This is a genomic window from Kitasatospora sp. NPDC050543, assembly GCF_044457565.1.
Classification (GTDB): domain Bacteria; phylum Actinomycetota; class Actinomycetes; order Streptomycetales; family Streptomycetaceae; genus Kitasatospora.
Genome location: NZ_JBITGZ010000012.1, coordinates 187,151 through 204,708 on the forward strand (window position 1 = coordinate 187,151; position 17,558 = coordinate 204,708).

General features: G+C 73.6%; 12 protein-coding genes. 10 read left to right on the plus strand and 2 right to left on the minus strand.

Going from position 1 to position 17,558, the window contains the following annotated elements:
* Nucleotides 1-434 precede the first annotated feature (434 nt).
* Nucleotides 435-1,421 carry a LuxR C-terminal-related transcriptional regulator gene (locus ACIBH3_RS17650; RefSeq protein WP_396312877.1) on the minus strand — a complete coding sequence of 329 codons (987 nt, stop codon included), beginning with the start codon at nucleotides 1,419-1,421 and terminating at the stop codon, nucleotides 435-437.
* A gap of 358 nt (nucleotides 1,422-1,779) precedes the next feature.
* Here ACIBH3_RS17650 and ACIBH3_RS17655 point away from each other — a divergent pair, with 358 nt between their 5' ends.
* From ACIBH3_RS17655 to ACIBH3_RS17670, 4 genes are all read left to right on the plus strand, one after another.
* The gene (locus tag ACIBH3_RS17655; RefSeq protein WP_396312878.1) at nucleotides 1,780-2,010 is read left to right on the plus strand and encodes a hypothetical protein; all 231 of its coding nucleotides are present in this window, start codon (nucleotides 1,780-1,782) and stop codon (nucleotides 2,008-2,010) included.
* Nucleotides 2,011-2,059: 49 nt separating this feature from the next.
* Nucleotides 2,060-2,326: a hypothetical protein gene (locus ACIBH3_RS17660; protein ID WP_396312879.1), complete on the plus strand. Its 267-nt coding sequence runs from the start codon at nucleotides 2,060-2,062 to the stop codon at nucleotides 2,324-2,326.
* A gap of 71 nt (nucleotides 2,327-2,397) precedes the next feature.
* Nucleotides 2,398-3,285, plus strand: coding sequence for a hypothetical protein (locus ACIBH3_RS17665; RefSeq protein WP_396312880.1), 888 nt, complete (start codon nucleotides 2,398-2,400; stop codon nucleotides 3,283-3,285).
* Complete coding sequence (locus ACIBH3_RS17670) at nucleotides 3,219-3,938, plus strand: VOC family protein (protein ID WP_396312881.1); 720 nt, start codon at nucleotides 3,219-3,221, stop codon at nucleotides 3,936-3,938. The genes ACIBH3_RS17665 and ACIBH3_RS17670 overlap by 67 nt, the downstream gene beginning before the upstream one ends.
* A 90-nt stretch (nucleotides 3,939-4,028) precedes the next feature.
* Here the strand turns inward: ACIBH3_RS17670 and ACIBH3_RS17675 are convergent, their stop codons facing one another.
* The gene (locus ACIBH3_RS17675) at nucleotides 4,029-6,560 is read right to left on the minus strand and encodes an ATP-binding protein (protein WP_396312882.1); all 2,532 of its coding nucleotides are present in this window, start codon (nucleotides 6,558-6,560) and stop codon (nucleotides 4,029-4,031) included.
* Between the two features lie 304 nt (nucleotides 6,561-6,864).
* Here ACIBH3_RS17675 and ACIBH3_RS17680 point away from each other — a divergent pair, with 304 nt between their 5' ends.
* Genes ACIBH3_RS17680 through ACIBH3_RS17705 form a run of 6 tightly spaced genes read left to right on the plus strand, consistent with a single transcriptional unit; the run spans nucleotide 6,865 to nucleotide 17,195 of the window.
* A complete protein-coding gene (locus ACIBH3_RS17680; protein WP_396312883.1) occupies nucleotides 6,865-9,141 on the plus strand; it encodes a TOMM precursor leader peptide-binding protein in 2,277 nt (758 codons plus the stop codon).
* A gap of 15 nt (nucleotides 9,142-9,156) precedes the next feature.
* Nucleotides 9,157-10,716 (plus strand): SagB family peptide dehydrogenase, encoded by a 1,560-nt coding sequence (locus ACIBH3_RS17685; RefSeq protein ID WP_396312884.1) that lies wholly within the window; start codon nucleotides 9,157-9,159, stop codon nucleotides 10,714-10,716.
* On the plus strand, nucleotides 10,713-11,525 hold the full coding sequence (locus tag ACIBH3_RS17690; protein ID WP_396312885.1) for an HlyD family efflux transporter periplasmic adaptor subunit: 813 nt from the start codon (nucleotides 10,713-10,715) through the stop codon (nucleotides 11,523-11,525). The genes ACIBH3_RS17685 and ACIBH3_RS17690 overlap by 4 nt, the downstream gene beginning before the upstream one ends.
* A gap of 12 nt (nucleotides 11,526-11,537) precedes the next feature.
* Nucleotides 11,538-13,820: an NHLP family bacteriocin export ABC transporter peptidase/permease/ATPase subunit gene (locus ACIBH3_RS17695; RefSeq protein WP_396312886.1), complete on the plus strand. Its 2,283-nt coding sequence runs from the start codon at nucleotides 11,538-11,540 to the stop codon at nucleotides 13,818-13,820.
* Nucleotides 13,817-16,822 carry an NHLP bacteriocin export ABC transporter permease/ATPase subunit gene (locus ACIBH3_RS17700; protein WP_396312887.1) on the plus strand — a complete coding sequence of 1,002 codons (3,006 nt, stop codon included), beginning with the start codon at nucleotides 13,817-13,819 and terminating at the stop codon, nucleotides 16,820-16,822. The genes ACIBH3_RS17695 and ACIBH3_RS17700 overlap by 4 nt, the downstream gene beginning before the upstream one ends.
* Nucleotides 16,823-16,856: 34 nt before the next feature.
* On the plus strand, nucleotides 16,857-17,195 hold the full coding sequence (locus ACIBH3_RS17705; protein ID WP_396312888.1) for a YciI family protein: 339 nt from the start codon (nucleotides 16,857-16,859) through the stop codon (nucleotides 17,193-17,195).
* The last annotated feature ends 363 nt before the right edge of the window (nucleotides 17,196-17,558 follow it).

Genomic DNA, 17,558 nt, shown 5'->3' on the forward strand with positions numbered 1-17,558 from the left:
GGACGAGGTAATTCCGGCCCGCACGGGGGGAAGATCCGCTCCCCGCGAAATGGCCGACCGCCTTCCCCGGCGTCTGTGACAGCACGGTCATTGAAACACGCGCCCGAGTGGCCCGGACATACTGAATTACCGTCTTACGCATAGCTGCTGGGCCCGGCGTACGCATGCGCAGCAGGATCGAGCAGCGCCTGCTCACCCCGGGTGCGGACCGGCTCCCGGCCGGCGCCGGGCGGACGGCCAGGAATACCGGTACACCCCGCCGGCGCGGGGTGGGGAGCCGAACCCGGGAATGCCGGCGGACCCCCGCCGGTGCGGGTGGGGAGCCGATATCGGCCGAGCCCGGCAGCGCGAATTCGGCACGTTTACCGCCGGGCTCAGGCACGGCGCGGGCCGTGAATTCCCGGCCCGCGGCGGACGCGGGCCCCCGGGCGGCGTCAGAGCCAGCCGCGCCGGCCCGCGTACAGCCCGGCCTCGAAGCGGCTGCGCGCGCCGAGCCGGTCCATCAGGTCCGCCATCATCCGGCGGACGGTACGCAGCGAGAGGCCGAGGTGCTTGCCCGCCGCCTCGTCCGTGAAGCCCCGGCCGAGCAGCCGCAGCAGCTCCTGCTCCTGGCGGGTCAGCCCCTGCTCGTCGCGCTCCTTGGGGGCGCCCAGCGGGGTCGCGCTCGTCCAGACCTGCTCGAACAGCGAGACCAGCGCGGTGATCACGCCGACCGAGGTGATCTGGACGGCGCCCTTGCGGGTGTTGGCCGGGTCGATCGGGACCAGGGCCATCTGCCGGTCGAAGATGATCATCCGCAGCGGCAGCGCGGGGATCGTCCGCACCATGCCGCCCAGATCGGTCAGCCACTCGGCGTGCCGGGTGGTCGCCTTGTCCTTGCGGACGCTGTCCAGGTAGACGGAGCGCATCTGCACGCCCCTGGTCAGCGCATCCATGTTGAGCGGACGGCTGGCCTCCAGCGAGGTCGCGGACTGGGTGCCGCCGGGGCTGAAGGCCAGGCACTCGGTGGTGGTCGAACGGGTCAGCTCCTCCAGCCTCGCCTGTACCGTGGCCATCCCGATCAGCCGCTCGATCCGGTTGTTCTCCTCGTTCGCCGACTCGTCCCGGTACTCGGCCAGCATCCGGGTGATCTCGGCCTGGCTCTCCTCGAACTCGAGCTGACTGCGCTGGAGCAGCGACTCGTTGTGCTGGAGCAGGGCGGGCAGGCCGACCCGGGGATCCACCGGCCGCAGGCCGCCGGGCGCCTCGCCGGGGACTTCGTCCGAGGGGCGGATCAGGCGCAGCTCGGCGAGCTGGTCGAGCGCGGCGCGGACCTCACGGTCCGAGAGGCCGAGCCGGCAGGAGATGTCCTCGACGCCGAGCTGATGATCCGTCAGCATCAGGCGGTAGACCGCCTGCGCGGCACTGTCGATTCCCTGCATGATCGGCGTATCACCCCCGTGTACACGGCCGCGTTTCCGGCCTGCGGCCGGGCGTGTTGCCCATCGATCATGCCACGGCGGGGGTGCCAGGACAACTGAGCGCGAGGGCCTCACCGGCCGCCCGAGATCGCCCCCGGACATTCGCGTGGCACCAAAGTGCCAGGCCGATCTTCATGCCGCCCCGAACACCTTCCGATGGCTCGCCGACTACAGCAGACTCGTCCTTGTCGGGAGGCTTCGGCCATTCCCGGCCGGACCGGCCGCTAATGACTGAGCGTCATCGAGGATTGCTGACGGAATGAGCTCAGGATTCGGCCCGGTGCCCGCTTCCGAAGAGTTGAGATTTCTGGGGGAAATCGTGCTTTCCTGTACCAAGTTCGCCGGCTCCGGCCTGCTCGCGCTCGCCGCCTCACTGGGCCTGCTGGCCGGGTCCGCACAGGCCGCCACGGGTGACTCTGCGTCAGCCAACCCGGGTGCCGTGATCGCCGCGGACGTCAGCACCGTGGTCAACGGGGCCGCCCACGCGCTGCGCCCGGCCCGGCTCGGCTTCCACCCGGCGAGCCTGAGCGACGACATTCGCTGGGACTGACACCGAGCGCCGAAGCCGCACCGGAGCAAGGGGCTTGACGATCATGCACATGGCTACCACGACCCTGGTCGGACCGACACCGGACCAGGTCCTGGACGGGCCGCTGCTGAGGTCACTGCTCTGGGCGGTGGCCGACGAGCGCAGCGGACTGGAGCACCTCACCGTGACGGCCGGCCCCGGCCGGGCCGATGTCGTGCTCTTCTACGCCGGCCCCAGCCCCTGCGCGGCCGACGCCGCCGGCGCCGATCTGTGCCGGCGCGCACTGCGCGCCGCCGCCCAACTCGGCGACTGGAGTCTGTATCCCGGCCCGCGTTAGCGGGGCCCCGGCGGCGGCCACCCGGCGCCGCCCGTCCGAATCGATTGTGCCGCAATCCGCCAGGAGCTGCCGTGACGGTCATCGAGCCGATTGTGCTGAACTTCTTCGGAATTGACGTGTGTGTCGTCTCGGGCGACCGGGACGAGATCGCCTTCCATTTCGGTCCGCACACCGTCAAGGGTCCGGCCGCACCCGATCAACTCCGGGTGGAATTCGCCTGTTCGAGATCCGCCGCGCCCGACGAGTTCCTCGTCCGGCGCGGCGACGGGACCCCGCTGCTGCGCCGCACGTTCCGGGGGTGGGGGAATGTACCACCGGCCCTGCCACCGTTCGCGGCGCTCGGGGACCGGTTCTGCCTGACCCCGGCCGTGGTGCTCGCCAAGGGGGGCACCACGGTCGCCCTGATCGGCGGCCCGTACTCCGAACAGGCCAATGTGGGCGCCGCGCTGGCACAACGCTCGTGGGAGTTCGTCTCCGGACGGCTCCTGGTGCTCGACCGGGCCACCGGCCAGGTGCTTCCCTACCTGGTGCCACTGGAGGTACGCGGCCGATCGGCGGCCTGGCTGCGCGGCGCCGGACTGCCCGACCGGCAGTGGCGCACCACGACCTCGCCGATCGGCGGGGAGGTGCTCCTGGTACGGCCGGAGTGTCTCGGCCCGGTCGCCCCCGTACAGGCCCGGCTGGCCCCGCCGACGCTGGTTCGATTGTGCCGAAGTACCTATGAGAATGTGCAATTGACGCCGTGGCAGTTCACGGCGCAGACCTGGCCGCCCGGATCCGCGGCACTGCTGGCGCAGGCGCCGACCTACCGGCTGGAGCTGCCGGGAGTGACCGGGGCGGAGGAGGCGGCCGGTCTGATCGACCACGGATTGAACCAGGAGAAGGGCGACCCATGCCTCTACGTACCCGATATTCCGCAGGCGCGCCGTGCTGGGTTGACTGCATCAGTCCTGACCTGACCGGCAGCCAGGCCTTCTACGGCTCGCTGCTGGGCTGGGAGTTCACCGTCGAGTCGCCGGGATACCAACTGGCCACCCTGGAGGGCCGGATCATCGGCGGGTTCGGCGCCGCGCCGCCGGGCGTGCCGCCCAGGGCCTCCTGGAGCGTGTACCTGGCCACCAAGGACGTGGACCACACCTGCGCGCTGGTACGGCAGTTGGGCGGACGGGTGGTGATGAGCCCGGTGCCCGCGGGCGACGACGGCCGGCTGTTCCTGGCCGTGGACCCGTCGGACGTGACGGTGGGCTTCTGGGAGGGGAACCGGGCCGAGGGCGTGGTGCTGGCGGACGAGCCGGGCGCGGTGTCCGGGCACGAACTGCGGGTGCCGGACGCGCGGCGGGCGGCCCGCTTCTACGGAGACCTGTTCGACTACCGCCTCTCGCCGGGGGGCGAGGAGCTGGAGCTCGACGGGGCGGGCCTGGCCCGGGTGGTGGAGAGCGACCAGGGACGGCCGCTGTGGCTGCCGTACTTCGGCGCGGTGGACCCGGCGGACGCGGTGCGCCGCGCGGTGGAGCTCGGGGCGGAGGTGGTCCGGTCGGGTCGGGGAGAGCCGACCGTACTGCGCGACCCGTGGGGCGCCGAGTTCGGGCTGACCGCCGTCGGCGCGCCCTGACCCGACGCGCCCTGCACCACCGGCGGCACCCGGCAGCACCGGCGGCGGCCTGGCCGGCCGCCATCGCGGCGGCGGGCCGGGCCGCCGCCGTCAGAGCGCCTTGACGGCGGCGGCCAGCTCGGGGCGCCCCTTGATCGCCAGCTTGCGGTAGATCCGGCCCAGGTGCGTGTCGACCGTGCGCTTGCTCAGGCAGAGCCGCTCGGCCACCTCCAGGTTGCTCAGCCCCTGGAGCACCAGCTCCGTCACCCGGCGCTCGCTCGGGGTGAGCCGGACCGGCCCGGCGTCCCGGGTGCCGATCACCGGGCCGCGCTCCTGCGCGGGGCGTGGCCGGGCGGGCACGCCGGGCAGCGGGTCCGCGGTGATGGTACGGGCCGCAGCGTGCTCGCCGAGCGCCTGGTACGCCTGGGCGGCGTGGGTGCGCCAGGGCACGCAGGCCGGGTTGGCGATGCCGCGTACGGCCAGCTGGTGCCCGCACTCCAGGAACAGCCGCAGCGCCTCCTGGTGGTCGCCGCCGGCCAGCGCCAGCAGGCCGCGGGCCTCCAGCACCAGCGCGCGGACCAGCGGGTGGGTGTCGGCCGGCAGCGCGGACGTGGTCAGCACCGCGCCGTCCGGGATCAGGCCGCGGCGCAGCTCGGCCCGGATCCGCAGGGCCTGCGCGGCGGCGGCGAGTTCACCGGAGCGGACCTGCCCGGCCAGCCGGCCGGCCCGCTCCGCGTCGGACAGCGCGGCGTCCAGGTGGCCCTGGCGGTAGGCGATGTCGGAGCGGGCCAGCAGCGCGAGGGCCAGCTCCGCCGGATGGTTCCAGCGCTGGACCGAGCGCACCACGCGTCCCGCCCAGACCGCGGCCTCGTCCAGGCGTCCCGTCCAGGCGAAGGCCATCGCCGCGCCGAGCACCCCGATTCCCGCCTCGGCCGGCGAGGCACCACGCACGCACCGGACGGCCAGGCGCACGGCCCGGCGGGTGGAGTGCCCGCCCGCCGCGGCCATCGCGGCCAGCGCGCCGAGGAAGTCGTACCCGGCCTGGCCCGGCTCCGCGGTGCCCAGCGCGGCGACGGCGCGGCGGACGTCGATGTGCCGGCCGGCCAGCACGGCCTGGGCGGTGAGCGGCAGCAGCAGCTCGCGCCGCGGGTCCTCGCCCGCCGCCAGCGCGGCGGCCGCCTCCGCGAACGGCACCGCGGCGCCGGCCGAGGTGAGGGCCAGCACCGGGTTGGCGAACGGCACCAGCAGCCGGGCGCGCTCGACCGGGTCACCGGCCTCGGCCAGCGCGGCGGCGTAGCGGGCGGATCCGGCCAGGTCCCGGTGGAGTTCGACGGCCCCGAGCTGCACCGTCAGCGCCTGCACCAGCTCGTGGTCGCCCGCCTCGGCCAGCGCGCGCTGGAGGTAGCGGGCCGCGTCGTCCCAGTGGCCGTCGGCGGCGGCCTCCCGGGCGGCCGTACGCAGCACCGGCAGGGCCCAGTCCAGGCCGGTGGTGCCGGAGGACATCAGGTGCTCGGCGGTCCGGGCGGCCGGGGCGCCGAGCCGGACCAGCAGAGCGCCGGCCCGCTCGTGCAACCCGACCAGGACCCGCGGGTCGGTGCGGGCCAGCACGGCCGTGCGCACCAGCTCGTGGCGGAAGGTCTCCGGCGGGCCGGGCTCGATCAGGTTGGTCCGGCGCAGCGCCCCGCGGGCCTCGTCGGCCAGCAGGTCGCCGAGGCCCGCCAGCAGCGCGGCGGTGGACAGGTCGGCGCCGGGGCCGAGCACGGCCAGGCAGGTGAGCACGTCCATGGCCTGCGGGTGGCTGCGGCGCAGCCAGCTGAGCGTGGTGTCGGCGAGGGTGGCGGCGCCGATCCGCAGCACCAGGTCGAGTTCGGGTGAGCCGGGCGAGGTGCGGGCGGAGATCAGCCGGGCCGTCAGCTCCTCCAGCACCAGCGGGTTGCCGCGCGAGAGGTTGTGGCAGACGGCGGCGAGCTCCGGGTCGAGGGGAGCGCCGAACTCCTCGGCCACCAGCTCGGCCACGCAGCTGTCGCAGAGCGGGTCCGGCGTCACCGTCCGCGCGTGGCCGAGCGCGCCGAGCTCCGCGCTGAGCGGGTCGGCGGCCTCGTCGGCGGTGGTGGCGAGCAGCGCGACGGGCAGGCCGTCCAGCCGGCGGGCGAGGTAGGAGAACCACTGCCTGGAGGCGTCGTCGGCCAGGTGCAGGTCGTCGATGGCCATCACCACCGGGGTCCTGGTGGTCAGCGAACGGGCCGCGTGGAACAGGTTGTTCAGGACCTGCTGGCGGCCGTCCCCGGCGCCCGCGCCGGCGCCCGCCCGCTCGTCGCCGGGCAGTGCCTCGGCCAGATATCCGTCCGTCGATTGTGCCGGGAATTCCGCCGGTTCGGGTGGGTTCGGCTTGTTCATGAACGGGTCGAACAGCTGGCGTACGACCCCGTACGGAAAGTCACGCTCATTGTCGTGACATCGGGCCCGCAGCAGCACCGAGCCGCCCGGAATCCGGCTGAGCGCGGCGTCCAGCAGCGCGGTCTTGCCGATTCCCCGCGGGCCCTGGATCAGCACCACCGCCGGGCGCCCGGCGCGGGCCTCCTCCAGTGCGCGGCCGAGTTCGGCCAGCTCCCGCTCACGGTGCAACAAACTCGCTGCCGACAACGCATTCCCCCCGTTGGTGCCCAGGCACAGTCGGGCCGCCCGCCCCCGCGCGCGCGGGGTCCGGCGGCCGCAAGCACACCAGTATCGCGCCCCCCGCGGGGGTGTCAACGCGCGGGGCATGCGTACCCGCTACGTACCGGCGCCCCGGAATGCGCAATACGCAATTCCGGCGATGCGTAACACCGCGCCGATGCGGAATTTGCAGTATGTACAGGCCTTTTGACGACGTGTTCGAATGTTGCGGGAGGGGGCTAATCCCTACCGTCAGGCAACGGCAAGTACTCGTGAACACGGGGGATCACCTATGGAGCGTCCGCGGCTCAAGGCCCATTTTCTCAACGAAGTGGTGGACGGAAAGGTCTTCCTGCTCGGTGAGGGCCAGGACTACATCGTCCCGGGAGCCGCCGCGGTGCGTCTCCTGCCGTATCTGGACGGCCGGCGCACCGTCGCCGAGATCCTCCAGGAACTCGGCGCCACCGTCCCGCTCGGCCAGGCGCTGACCGCGCTGCGCCGCTACGAGGCCGCCGGGCACCTCGCCGAGGGCCGGCCCGACCTGCCGGAGCAGGTGCTGGCGTACTGGGACGCCCAGGGCATCGACCCGGCCGTCGTACTGGAGGCCGCCGAGCGCACCGAGCTGCTGGTGCTCCCCACCGGCGGCACCACGGCGGAGCCGGTGGTCGACGCCCTGCTGGCGATGGGCCTGCGCGCCCGCGCGGTGGACGAGGACGAGGCGATCGCCTCCGGCGAGGGCTTCATGCTGATCGCGCTGGCCGACGACTACCTGCACCCGGCACTGGAGCGGCTGAACTCCGCGCGGCTGGCCGACGGACAGCCGTGGCTGCTCGCCAAGCCGACCGGCACCGCACCCTGGCTCGGCCCGCTGCTGCGCCCGGGGGTCACCGGCTGCTGGAGCTGTATCGCGCAGCGGATCAGCGGGAACCGCCAGGTCCAGCGCTACCTCGCCGGCAAGCGCGGCGAGAGCGTGCCCCTCCACCCGATGCGCGCGGCGATCCCGGCCGGCCCGGCGATGACCGCCCAGCTGCTGGCCGCCGAGGCCGCCCGCACCCTGGCGGACGGCTGCTGCTCCGCGCTGGACGGCCTGATGGTCACCCTCAACCTCGCCACCCTGCAGACCACCGAGCACACACTGGTCCGCCAGCCGCAGTGCCCGAGCTGCGGGGACCGCGCGCTGATCGCCGAGCGCAGCCCCAAGGTGGTGCTCTCGCCGAGCCCCGCCCGGCACACCACCGACGGCGGCTACCGCGTGCAGGCCCCGCAGTTCACCTACGACCGGCTGAAGCACCACATCAGCCCGCAGCTGGGTGCGATCACCCGGCTCGGCGCGCACGAGGACACCGGCAACGGCATCACCTACAGCTTCACCGCCGGCCACAACTTCGCGATGGTCAACGACAACATGGACCTGCTGCGCCGCAACATGCGCGGCCAGAGCGGCGGCAAGGGCCGCTCGGAGATCCAGGCCAAGGTCAGCGCCATCTGCGAGGCGATCGAGCGGTACTCGGCGGTCTGGCGCGGCGAGGAGCCCGTGGTCCGGGCCGCCTACCGGGACCTCGACCCGCAGAGCGCCGTCCACATGGACCAGGTGCTGCTGTTCTCCGAGGAGCAGTTCGCCGGCCGGGCCGAGTGGAACGCCCAGCCGACCCACCGCCTGCACCTGGTGCCGGACCCGTTCCCGGTCGACGCCGAGCTCGACTGGTCGCGTGCCTGGTCGCTGACCCACGACGCCGAGCGGCTGATCCCCTCCGGCTATGCCTGGTACGGCCACCCGGATCTGGCCGACCACTTCTACTGCGTCGGCGACTCCAACGGCTGCGCCAGCGGCAACACCCTGGAGGAGGCGATCCTGCAGGGCTTCTGCGAGGTCGTCGAGCGGGACGCGGTGGCGCTCTGGTGGTACAACCGGCTCGGCCGCCCCGAGTTCGACCTCGACTCGCTGAACGACCCGTACGTGCAGACCATGCGCGACTTCTACGCCTCGGTCGACCGCGAGCTGTGGGTGCTGGACATCACCTCCGACCTGGGCGTGCCGACCTTCGCGGCGATCTCCCGCCGCAAGCACGAGGTCGAGGACATCATGGTCGGCTTCGGCTCCCACCCGGACGCGCGGATCGCCGCGATCCGGGCGCTCACCGAGGTCAACCAGTTCCTCCCGTTCGTGGACCGCCGTGACGAGAACGGCGCGACGCTGTACCGCACGGACGACCTGGAGACCCTGGAGTGGTGCCGCACGGCGACCGTCGCCGACGAGCCCTGGCTGCTGCCCGACCGCTCCCTGAAGCCCACCACCGTCGCCGACTTCGCCCCGCCCGCCGGTGACGACCTCGCCGATCACGTGCGGGACTGCGTGGAGCGCGCCCGGGCCCGCGGCGTGGAGATCATCGTGCTCGACCAGAGCCGGCCCGACCTCGACCTCGCCGTGGTCAAGGTGATCGCCCCCGGCATGCGGCACTTCTGGCGCCGGCTCGCCCCCGGCCGCCTCTACGACGTGCCGGTGGAGCAGGGATGGCTCGCCACCGCGCACACCGAGGCGCGGCTCAACCCGAAGAACGTCTTCTTCTAGAACGGGGGCGCAGAGATGACCACCGCAGAGATGGGCGCCGCGCAGGTGTCCCCCGTGGCCGAGGGCGCCGACGGCCTCGGCGCACCGCACGCAGACCTCGTCCGGGTGCTGCGCCGGGTACGGCTGCGCCGGGACGCGGCCGCGGACCCGGTGCGCACCACCGCCCGATCGGTGCGGCTGACCGCGCCGGTCGGCTCGCTGAACCTGCCCGACCTGTCCGCCGGCGCCCGCGAGGCGGTGGCCGCACTCTCGGCCGGCGAACAGAGCGAGGAGGAGCTGGGCGCCCTGGTCGCCGCCCGGGACGGCGACGCCGGTCTGCTGCGCTGGCAGCTGACCCGCCGCCGGCTGGGCATGGCCGGCATGCTGGAGCACTCGGTGCACCTGGTGACCGGCGCCGGCCGCGAGCCACTGGCCGCGCTGCGTCCGATCGGCCGGGGCGCCGCCGAACCGGGCCCGACCCCGGACCCGACCGGGCAGGTGAAGCTCTCCCGCTTCGCCACCGCCGCCGCCGAGGACGGCGTCCTGCTGGTCCGCGCCCCCGGCAGCCCGCTGGCCGTGGAGCTGGGGCCCCGGGCCGCCGCCCTGCTGGCCGCGCTCGCCACCTGGACCAGCCCCGCCGCCCTCGCCCAGCACCCCGGCGGGCTCACCCTGGACGCCGTCCGGCAGACGCTGCGGCTGTTCGCCGCGGCCGGCCTGCTGGCGTACGGCTCGCCCGGGCAGGAGCCGGAGGCCACCGAGCAGCGCTTCGCCCAGTGGTCGGCCGCGGACCTGGCGTTCCACTCCCGCACCCGGCGGCCCACCACGGTGGCCGGGTACGGCGGTACGTACCGCCTCGGCGACCGCTTCGCGCCGGAGCCCGCCTCACCCGCGCCGTTCCCCGGCGAGAAGGTCACCCTGCCCGTACCGGACCTGGCCGAACTCGCCCGCACCGACCGCTCGTTCACCGACGTGCTGGAGGAGCGCCGCTCCGTCCGGGACCACGACGACCAGGCGCCGCTGACCCTGGAGCAGCTCGGCGAGCTGCTCTACCGCACCATGCGCCGCCGCCAGACCTTCACCGGCGGCGACGGCCAGGAGCTGGCGGACCGGCCGTACCCGAGCGGCGGCGCGGTGCACGAGCTGGAGGTCTACCCGCTGGTGAGCAACTGCGCCGGCCTCGAGCCCGGACTGTGGCACTACGCGACGGACCGGCACGAGCTGGAGCTGGTGACCGAGCCCAACCAGGCGACGGCGGCGCTGGTCTCCGGCGCCCGGGAGTCCTGCCTGATGACGACCGACCCGCAGGTGGTGCTGCTGGTCACCGCCCGCTTCGGCCGGGTGATGTGGAAGTACGAGACGGTCGCCTACCCGCTGATCCTCAAGCACGTCGGCGCGCTCTACCAGACCCTCTACCTGGCCGGCTCGGCGATGGACCTCGCGGTCTGCGGGCTCGGCGGCGGTGACGCGGCCGACTTCGCCGCGGCCAGCGGCATCGACTACTTCACCGAGGGCACGGTCGGTGAACTGGTGATCGGCAGCAAGCCGCTGACGCTGCGCCAGGACGTCGGCAAGCCACGGAGAGAAGCGAAGAGATGAAGTTCCGTTTCAAGGCACTGCAGCGGATGCGCGAGCCCGACGAGCTCGACTCGCCGACGCTGCTGGCCGCGCCGCGCGGCTGGATCGCGCTCTTCGTCGTGATGATCACCATGACGGCGGCGCTGCTGTGGACCTTCGGCGGCCGGATCCCGGTCACCGTGGACTCCCCCGGCCTGCTCACCCACTCCAGCGGCACGGCGCTGATCCAGAGCCCGTACGGCGGAATGGTCCGGGCCGTGCTGGCTCAGCCGGCCGACCCGGTGAAGCTGGGCCAGACCGTGGTGCGGGTCGAGGACGCCGAGGGCCGCACCCGGGAGATCACCAGCCCGTTCGGCGGGCAGGTGGTCGGCCTGTCCGTCACCGACGGGCAGGTGATCGCGCCCGGCTCTCCGGTCGCCTCCGTCGAGCGCACCGACACCCCGCAGGACCGGATGGTCGCGATGGTGTTCGTGCCCGCCGAGCGGGCGATCGGGCTGGCGCCGGGCAACGAGGTCGAACTCTCGGTCTCCACCGCGCCGTCCGGGGCGTTCGGCCTGCTGCGCGGCACCATCGGCTCGGTCAGCCCGTACACGCTCACCAGGGAGGCGGTCTCCGGCCTGGTCGGCGGGGAGCTCGCCGCCCAGCGGTACCTCAGCGGCAGCCCGCCGAAGCTGGTGACGGTGGAGCTGACCCCCGACGCCTCCACCCCGTCCGGATTCGCCTGGACCTCGCAGAGCGGCCCGCCGATGCGGCTGGGCACCCAGGCGTCCGTCACCGCGACGATCAACGTGGGCCGTCAGACGCCCTTCAACCTGATTCTCGGCCGCTGAGGGGGCGCTGCGATGACATCCACGCTCCCCGAGAGCTCCCTGGCCGCACCCCGCGAGCCCGGGCCCGAGCGGCCCGGGAAGCCGCGGGGCGGCCCGCGCCGGCCACGGCTGCGGCGGCCGCGCCGCTGGCGGCACAGCGTGCCGACGATCCTCCAGATGGAGTCGGTCGAGTGCGGCGCGGCCAGCCTGGCCATGATCCTCGCCTACCACGGGCGGCACGTCCCGCTGGAGGACCTGCGCGGCATCTGCGGGGTCTCCCGGGACGGCGCCCGCGCCTCCACCCTGCTCTCCGCCGCCCGCACCTTCGGCCTGAAGGCGCGCGGCTACCAGACCGAGGCCGACCAGCTCCGGGACCTGCCGGGGCCGGTCATCATCTTCTGGGCCTTCCAGCACTTCATGGTGGTCGAGGGGATCCGCACCAGGTACGGCCGCACCGTCGTCGCGGTCAACGACCCGGCCAGCGGGCCGCGGCTGATGGAGTGGGAGGAGTTCGACTCCGGCTTCACCGGGATCGTGCTCTCCTTCGAGAAGGGGCCGGACTTCGAGTCCGGCGGCAGCAGGGGCGGCATCGGCCGCGCCCTGCTGGAGCGTCGGCTGCCCACCGGACGGGCGATGCCGCTGGTACTGCTGGCCAGCCTGCTGCTGGTCGTCCCCGGCATCGCCGTCCCCGCGTACACCCGCGTCTTCATCGACCGGGTCCTGGCCGGCAGCGGGAGCGGCTACCTCCTCCCGCTGCTGGCCGCCATGACGATGACCGCGGTCGCCGTGTTCATCCTGACCTCCGTGCAGCGGCACTACCTGCTACGGCTGGAGATCCGGATGGGGCTGGTGAGCTCGGCCCGGTTCTTCCGCCACCTGCTGCGCCTGCCCGTCGACTTCTTCCTGCAACGGCGTCCCGCCGAGGTGGCCAAGCGGGTCGCCGGCAACGACATGGTCGCCGAGATCCTCTCCAGGGACGTCGCGCTGACCGTGATCAACCTCGGTCTGGTGCTCTTCTACGCGGCCATCCTGATCCGCTACGACATCCTGCTCGGGGTGATCGGGGTCGGCATGGCACTGCTCAACGTGGTGGTGCTGCAAGCGGTCTCGCGAGCCCGTACCGACGCGGTCGCCGCCCTGCGCACCGACCGCGGCAACCTGACCGCGACCACCTTCACCACCCTCGCGCTGATCGAGACGGTCAAGGCCACCGGCGCCGAGCCGGACGCCTTCAGCCGCTGGTCGGGCTTCCTGGCCAAGGTGGTCTCCGCCAAGCAGAAGCTCGGCATCCCCAGCGCGGTGCTCACCGTGGTGCCGCCGATGCTCGCCGCCCTCAACAGCGGCCTGATCCTGCTGGTCGGCGGCCAGCGGGTGGTCGACGGCGCGATGAGCGTGGGCCTGCTGGTCTCCTTCCAGACCCTGCTCTCCGCGCTGAGCCGCCCCGTCACCCAGCTGACCAACCTCGGCGGCCGGCTCCAGGACGTCACCGCCGACATCAAGCGGCTGTACGACGTCGAGCGCTACCCGGTGGCGGCCTGCTTCGCCGCCCCCGAGCCGCCGGCCGGCGCCAAGCTGGACGGCACGCTGGAGTTCAGGCACGTCCGCTTCGGCTACAGCCCGCTCTCCGAACCGGTCATCAAGGACCTCAGCCTCACCGTCGTCCCCGGCCGGCGGATCGCCGTGGTCGGCGGATCGGGCAGCGGCAAGTCCACCCTGGGCCGGCTGCTGACCGGCCTGTACGCGCCCTGGGAGGGCCGGATCCTGCTGGACGGCAAGCCGCGCGAGGAGATCTCCCGGACGGTGCTGGCCTCCTCGCTCGCCTACGTCGACCAGGACATCTCGCTCTTCGAGGGCACCGTCCGCGACAACCTGACGCTGTGGAACGACGACGTCCCCGACGAGGCGGTCACCGCCGCCCTGCACGACGCCGCCGTGTTCGACACCGTGATGACCCGGCCCGGCGGTATCCACAGCCCCGTCCTGGAGGGCGGCCGCAACTTCAGCGGCGGGCAGCGCCAACGCCTGGAGCTGGCCCGGGCACTGGCCACCCAGCCGACCCTGCTGGTACTGGACGAGGCCACCAGCGCGCTCGACCCGGAGACCGAGCGGGTGATCATGGACAACCTGCGCCGCCGCGGCTGCGCCTGCCTGATCATCGCCCACCGGCTCTCCACCGTGCGTGACGCCGACGAGATCATCGTGCTCCAGCACGGCGAGATCGTCGAACGGGGCACCCATGACGATCTGCTGGCGCTGGACGGGCACTACACCGCGCTCATCGAGTCCGCGCGCCGCGAGGAGGAGGACGAGCTGTGAGCACCGCCGTCGTCGAACGGGCCTTCGCGCCCTTCTTCACCGAGGCGGCCGGCACCGGGGCGGCCGGCGCGGTGGACCTGCGGGCAGACCGCTACCTCGTGCTGGACGACCCCGGCCGGATGCTGCTGGTCCAGGGCGGCGCGGTCGACCTGTTCGCCGTCCGGCTCACCGACGGTGAGCCCACCGGCCGCTGGCACTTCCTCTGCCGGATCGAGGCCGGCACCCTGCTGCCCGGCGCGCCCGCCGGGCCGGTGCACGGCATCGTCGCCCGCCCCGTGCTCGGCGCCGAGGTCGCCCTGCTGGCCACCAGCCGGCTCGAAGGCCTCTCCGCACGCGGCCGGGACTGCGGCACCGCGGCCGGCGCGGCCGTCCGGGCGCTGCCGGAGGCCGAGCAGCAACAGGCCGTGGACCAGTTCCTCGGCGGGCTCGCCCGGGGCATCACCGCCCTGGCCGGCGCCCTGCGCAACGGCCTGCCGCCGCGCGAGTTCACCCCGCTCGCCACCACCGGGCCGACCACCCTCAAGAAGGGCCAGGCACTGCGCTCGGTGGACGGCGTGCAGTGGGTGCAGATCGAGGAGGGCACCGTCGAACCGCCCGAGTGCGCCGGCGGGGAGCCCGCCGCGGGCGCCCTCGGCGAACTCACCGCGGGCGCCGACATCTGCCTCACCGAGCAGGACTGGCTGGTCGCCCGCGACCCGGCCACCGTCCGGGCCCGTTCCCCGCGCGAACTGCTCGACCAGGGCGAACTGTGGCAGCGGCTGGTCACCCACTGCGGGCGGCTGCTGTACACCGTCGACCTGCGGGTGGAGAGCCGGCGCGCCGCCGAGACCGAGCAGATCGCCGCCCGCCGGGAACGCGACGCCGGCACCCTCGCGCACTCCGCGCGCGGCTTCGAGACCGTCCTGCGCGACACCTCCTCCCGGGTCCGGATCGGCGACGCCGCCGCCGACCCGCCGGCCCTCGCGGCCGCCCGGCTGGTGGCCGCCCAGCAGGGCTTCACCGTCAAGGCCCCGGTCGCCGGCAACGGCCACGACCGCCACCTGGACGAGCTCCAGGCGATCGCACTGGCCTCGGGCGTGCGCACCCGCTCCGTCCGGCTGGACGGACGCTGGTGGCGCGGCGACCTCGGGCCGATGATCGGCTACCGGAAGATCGGCGGCGGCGCGGTCGCCCTGCTCCCGGTCAGCGGCCGCTACGTGCTCGCCGAGAACGGCCGGGTCACCCCGCTCACCCCCCAACTCGCGGCCGAGCTGCAGAACAAGGCCACCGTGCTGTACCGGCCGCTGCCGCTCACCGTCCGCACCGTCAGCGGCCTGCTCCGCTTCGGCATCCGCAACAACCGGCGCGACCTGTGGATGTTCGCCGGCATGGCCGCGCTGATCGCGGTGGTCGGGCTGCTCGTCCCGGTGATGACCGGCGAGGTGCTCGGCACCTTCGTCGCGCACGCCCAGCGCAATCTGATCACCGAGGGCGCGGTGGTGGTGATCGGCTCCGCGATGGCGGTGGCCGCACTCTCCGTGGTGCAGAACATCGCCGTCCTGCGGATCGAGAGCCGCTCGACGGCGGCGATGCAGGTCGGCGTCTGGACCAGACTGCTCTCCCTGCCCGCCTCCTTCTTCTCCGGCTACTCCACCGGTGAGCTGGGGACGACCGTGCTGGGTGTCAGCGCGGCGCAGGAGACCCTCTCCGGCATGATGACCACGGCCACCCTCGGCCTGCTCACCGGCCTGGCGAACCTGCTGCTGGTCTACTTCTACGACCTGCGGCTGGCGGGCCTGGCCACCGCCCTGGTGCTGGTCGGCGTCGGCTTCGGCCTGATCGCCGGCCGGCTGGAGATCCGCTGGCAGCGCCGGCTGTACGCGCACGAGCAGGCGATGTCCGCCCGGGTCTTCCAACTGCTCACCGCCGTCCCGAAGTTGCGGGTCACCGCGGCCGAGGACCGGGTGTTCGGGGTGTGGGCCGGGGAGTTCAGCAAGGGCCGCGGCCTGGCCGCCTCCTCCCGGCGCGTCCAGAACGCCGTCACCACCTTCAACGCGGGCTTCCCGCTGGTCTGTTCGGTGGTCCTGTTCGGGGTGATCGCCGGCCCGCTCGACGGCGAGGTACCGGTCCCGGTCTTCCTCTCCTTCTTCACCGCGTTCAACCTGCTGATCGCCTCCAGCCTGCAGTTCACCTCGGCGGCCGTCACCGCCCTCGGCGTGGTGCCGATGCTGGAGCGGCTGCGGCCGATCCTGGAGGAGAAGCCCGAGGTGGACGACACCAAGGCCGACCCCGGCGACCTCTCCGGCCGGCTCGGCCTGAGCCACGTCACCTTCCGCTACGGCCAGGACGGCCCCGCGGCGCTCCAGGACGTCACCCTGACCATCGAGCCCGGCGAGTTCGTCGCGGTCGTCGGCCCGTCCGGCAGCGGCAAGTCGACCGTGCTGCGGCTGCTGCTCGGCTTCGAACGCCCGGAGAGCGGCACCGTCCTCTACGACGGCCAGGACCTGGGCGAGCTGGAGGTCTCCGCCGTCCGCCGCCAGTGCGGCGTGGTGCTCCAGAACGGCGCGCTGCTGGCCGGCGACATCAAGGCCAACATCGTCGGCAGCACCAACCACACCCTGGACGACGCCTGGGCGGCCGCCGAGATGGCGGGCATCGACAAGGACATCGCGGCCATGCCGATGGGCATGAACACCGTGCTCTCCGAGGGCACCAGCACCCTCAGCGGCGGCCAGCGCCAGCGCCTGATGATCGCCCGGGCCCTGGTCTCCCGCCCGCGCATCGTCTTCTTCGACGAGGCCACCAGCGCGCTGGACAACCCGACCCAGCGTCTGGTCACCGAGAGCACCCGCCGCCTCAACGCCACCCGGGTGGTGATCGCCCACCGGCTCTCCACCGTCGCCGAGGCCGACCGGATCATCGTGATGGACCAGGGCCGGGTCGTCCAGCAGGGCCGCTACGAGGAACTGCTCGCCGACGAGGGCGGACTCTTCGCCCGCCTGGCGAGCCGTCAGATCCAGTGACCCCCGCGCGTTCGGGGGCCGAGAGGAGCCGGACATGGAGTTCGCACTGCTGGTCTTCGGGCAGGAGAGCGACTGGGACGCGATGACGGAGGCGGAGCGCGCCGAGCGCTTCACCGCCAACCGGGCCTACGGCCAGGCACTGGCCGAGGCCGGCATCCGGATCAGCTACGGCGCCCGGCTGGCCCGGCCGGCCGCCGCCGAGGGCGAGGAGCGCGCCGAGGAGGGCGTCCTGGAGGTCGGTGGCCTCTGGATCATCGACGCCCCCACCGAGGACGACGCCCTCACCTGGGCCGCCCGGATGCCCCTCAGTCACTCCGGTCGAGTCGAAGTCCGCCGCTGCGACCGCCCCTCCCGCCCCCCGGCAGTGGCCTGACCCCGCCCCGGCGCCAACGCCCCACGCGCCACCCAGCGCCGGGGCCGAGGACGCGAATCGGCCCCACTCGGCAAGGGGGTGCCGGGTGGGGCCGATTGCGGCCGGGCCTCGGGCGGTCGCGATGCCCTCGCCGACCGCGCCGGGTCCGGCCCCCACGCCCTGTCCCTGAGCGCGGGGGGTGGACGCCTCGTCAGGCGCCGGTCTCGACCAGCTCGGGGCTGGCGTTCAGGTCCGCCACGGTGTGGCCGGCGGCGACGGCGGCGGCCACGGTGGTGGTCGGCTTGATCTGGCGGATCAGGAAGGGGACGGCGCCGGCGACGAGGCAGATGACGGCCGCGGTGGCGAACGCGTGCTTGTAGGCGT

Bases quoted from the DNA above. Each gene is read 5' to 3' on its own strand.
- ACIBH3_RS17650 (WP_396312877.1), bottom strand. From the start codon at position 1,421: ATGCAGGGAATCGACAGTGCCGCGCAGGCGGTCTACCGCCTGATGCTG.
- ACIBH3_RS17660 (WP_396312879.1), top strand. From the start codon at position 2,060: ATGGCTACCACGACCCTGGTCGGACCGACACCGGACCAGGTCCTGGAC.
- ACIBH3_RS17670 (WP_396312881.1), top strand. From the start codon at position 3,219: ATGCCTCTACGTACCCGATATTCCGCAGGCGCGCCGTGCTGGGTTGAC.
- ACIBH3_RS17680 (WP_396312883.1), top strand. From the start codon at position 6,865: ATGGAGCGTCCGCGGCTCAAGGCCCATTTTCTCAACGAAGTGGTGGAC.
- ACIBH3_RS17685 (WP_396312884.1), top strand. From the start codon at position 9,157: ATGACCACCGCAGAGATGGGCGCCGCGCAGGTGTCCCCCGTGGCCGAG.
- ACIBH3_RS17690 (WP_396312885.1), top strand. From the start codon at position 10,713: ATGAAGTTCCGTTTCAAGGCACTGCAGCGGATGCGCGAGCCCGACGAG.
- ACIBH3_RS17695 (WP_396312886.1), top strand. From the start codon at position 11,538: ATGACATCCACGCTCCCCGAGAGCTCCCTGGCCGCACCCCGCGAGCCC.
- ACIBH3_RS17705 (WP_396312888.1), top strand. From the start codon at position 16,857: ATGGAGTTCGCACTGCTGGTCTTCGGGCAGGAGAGCGACTGGGACGCG.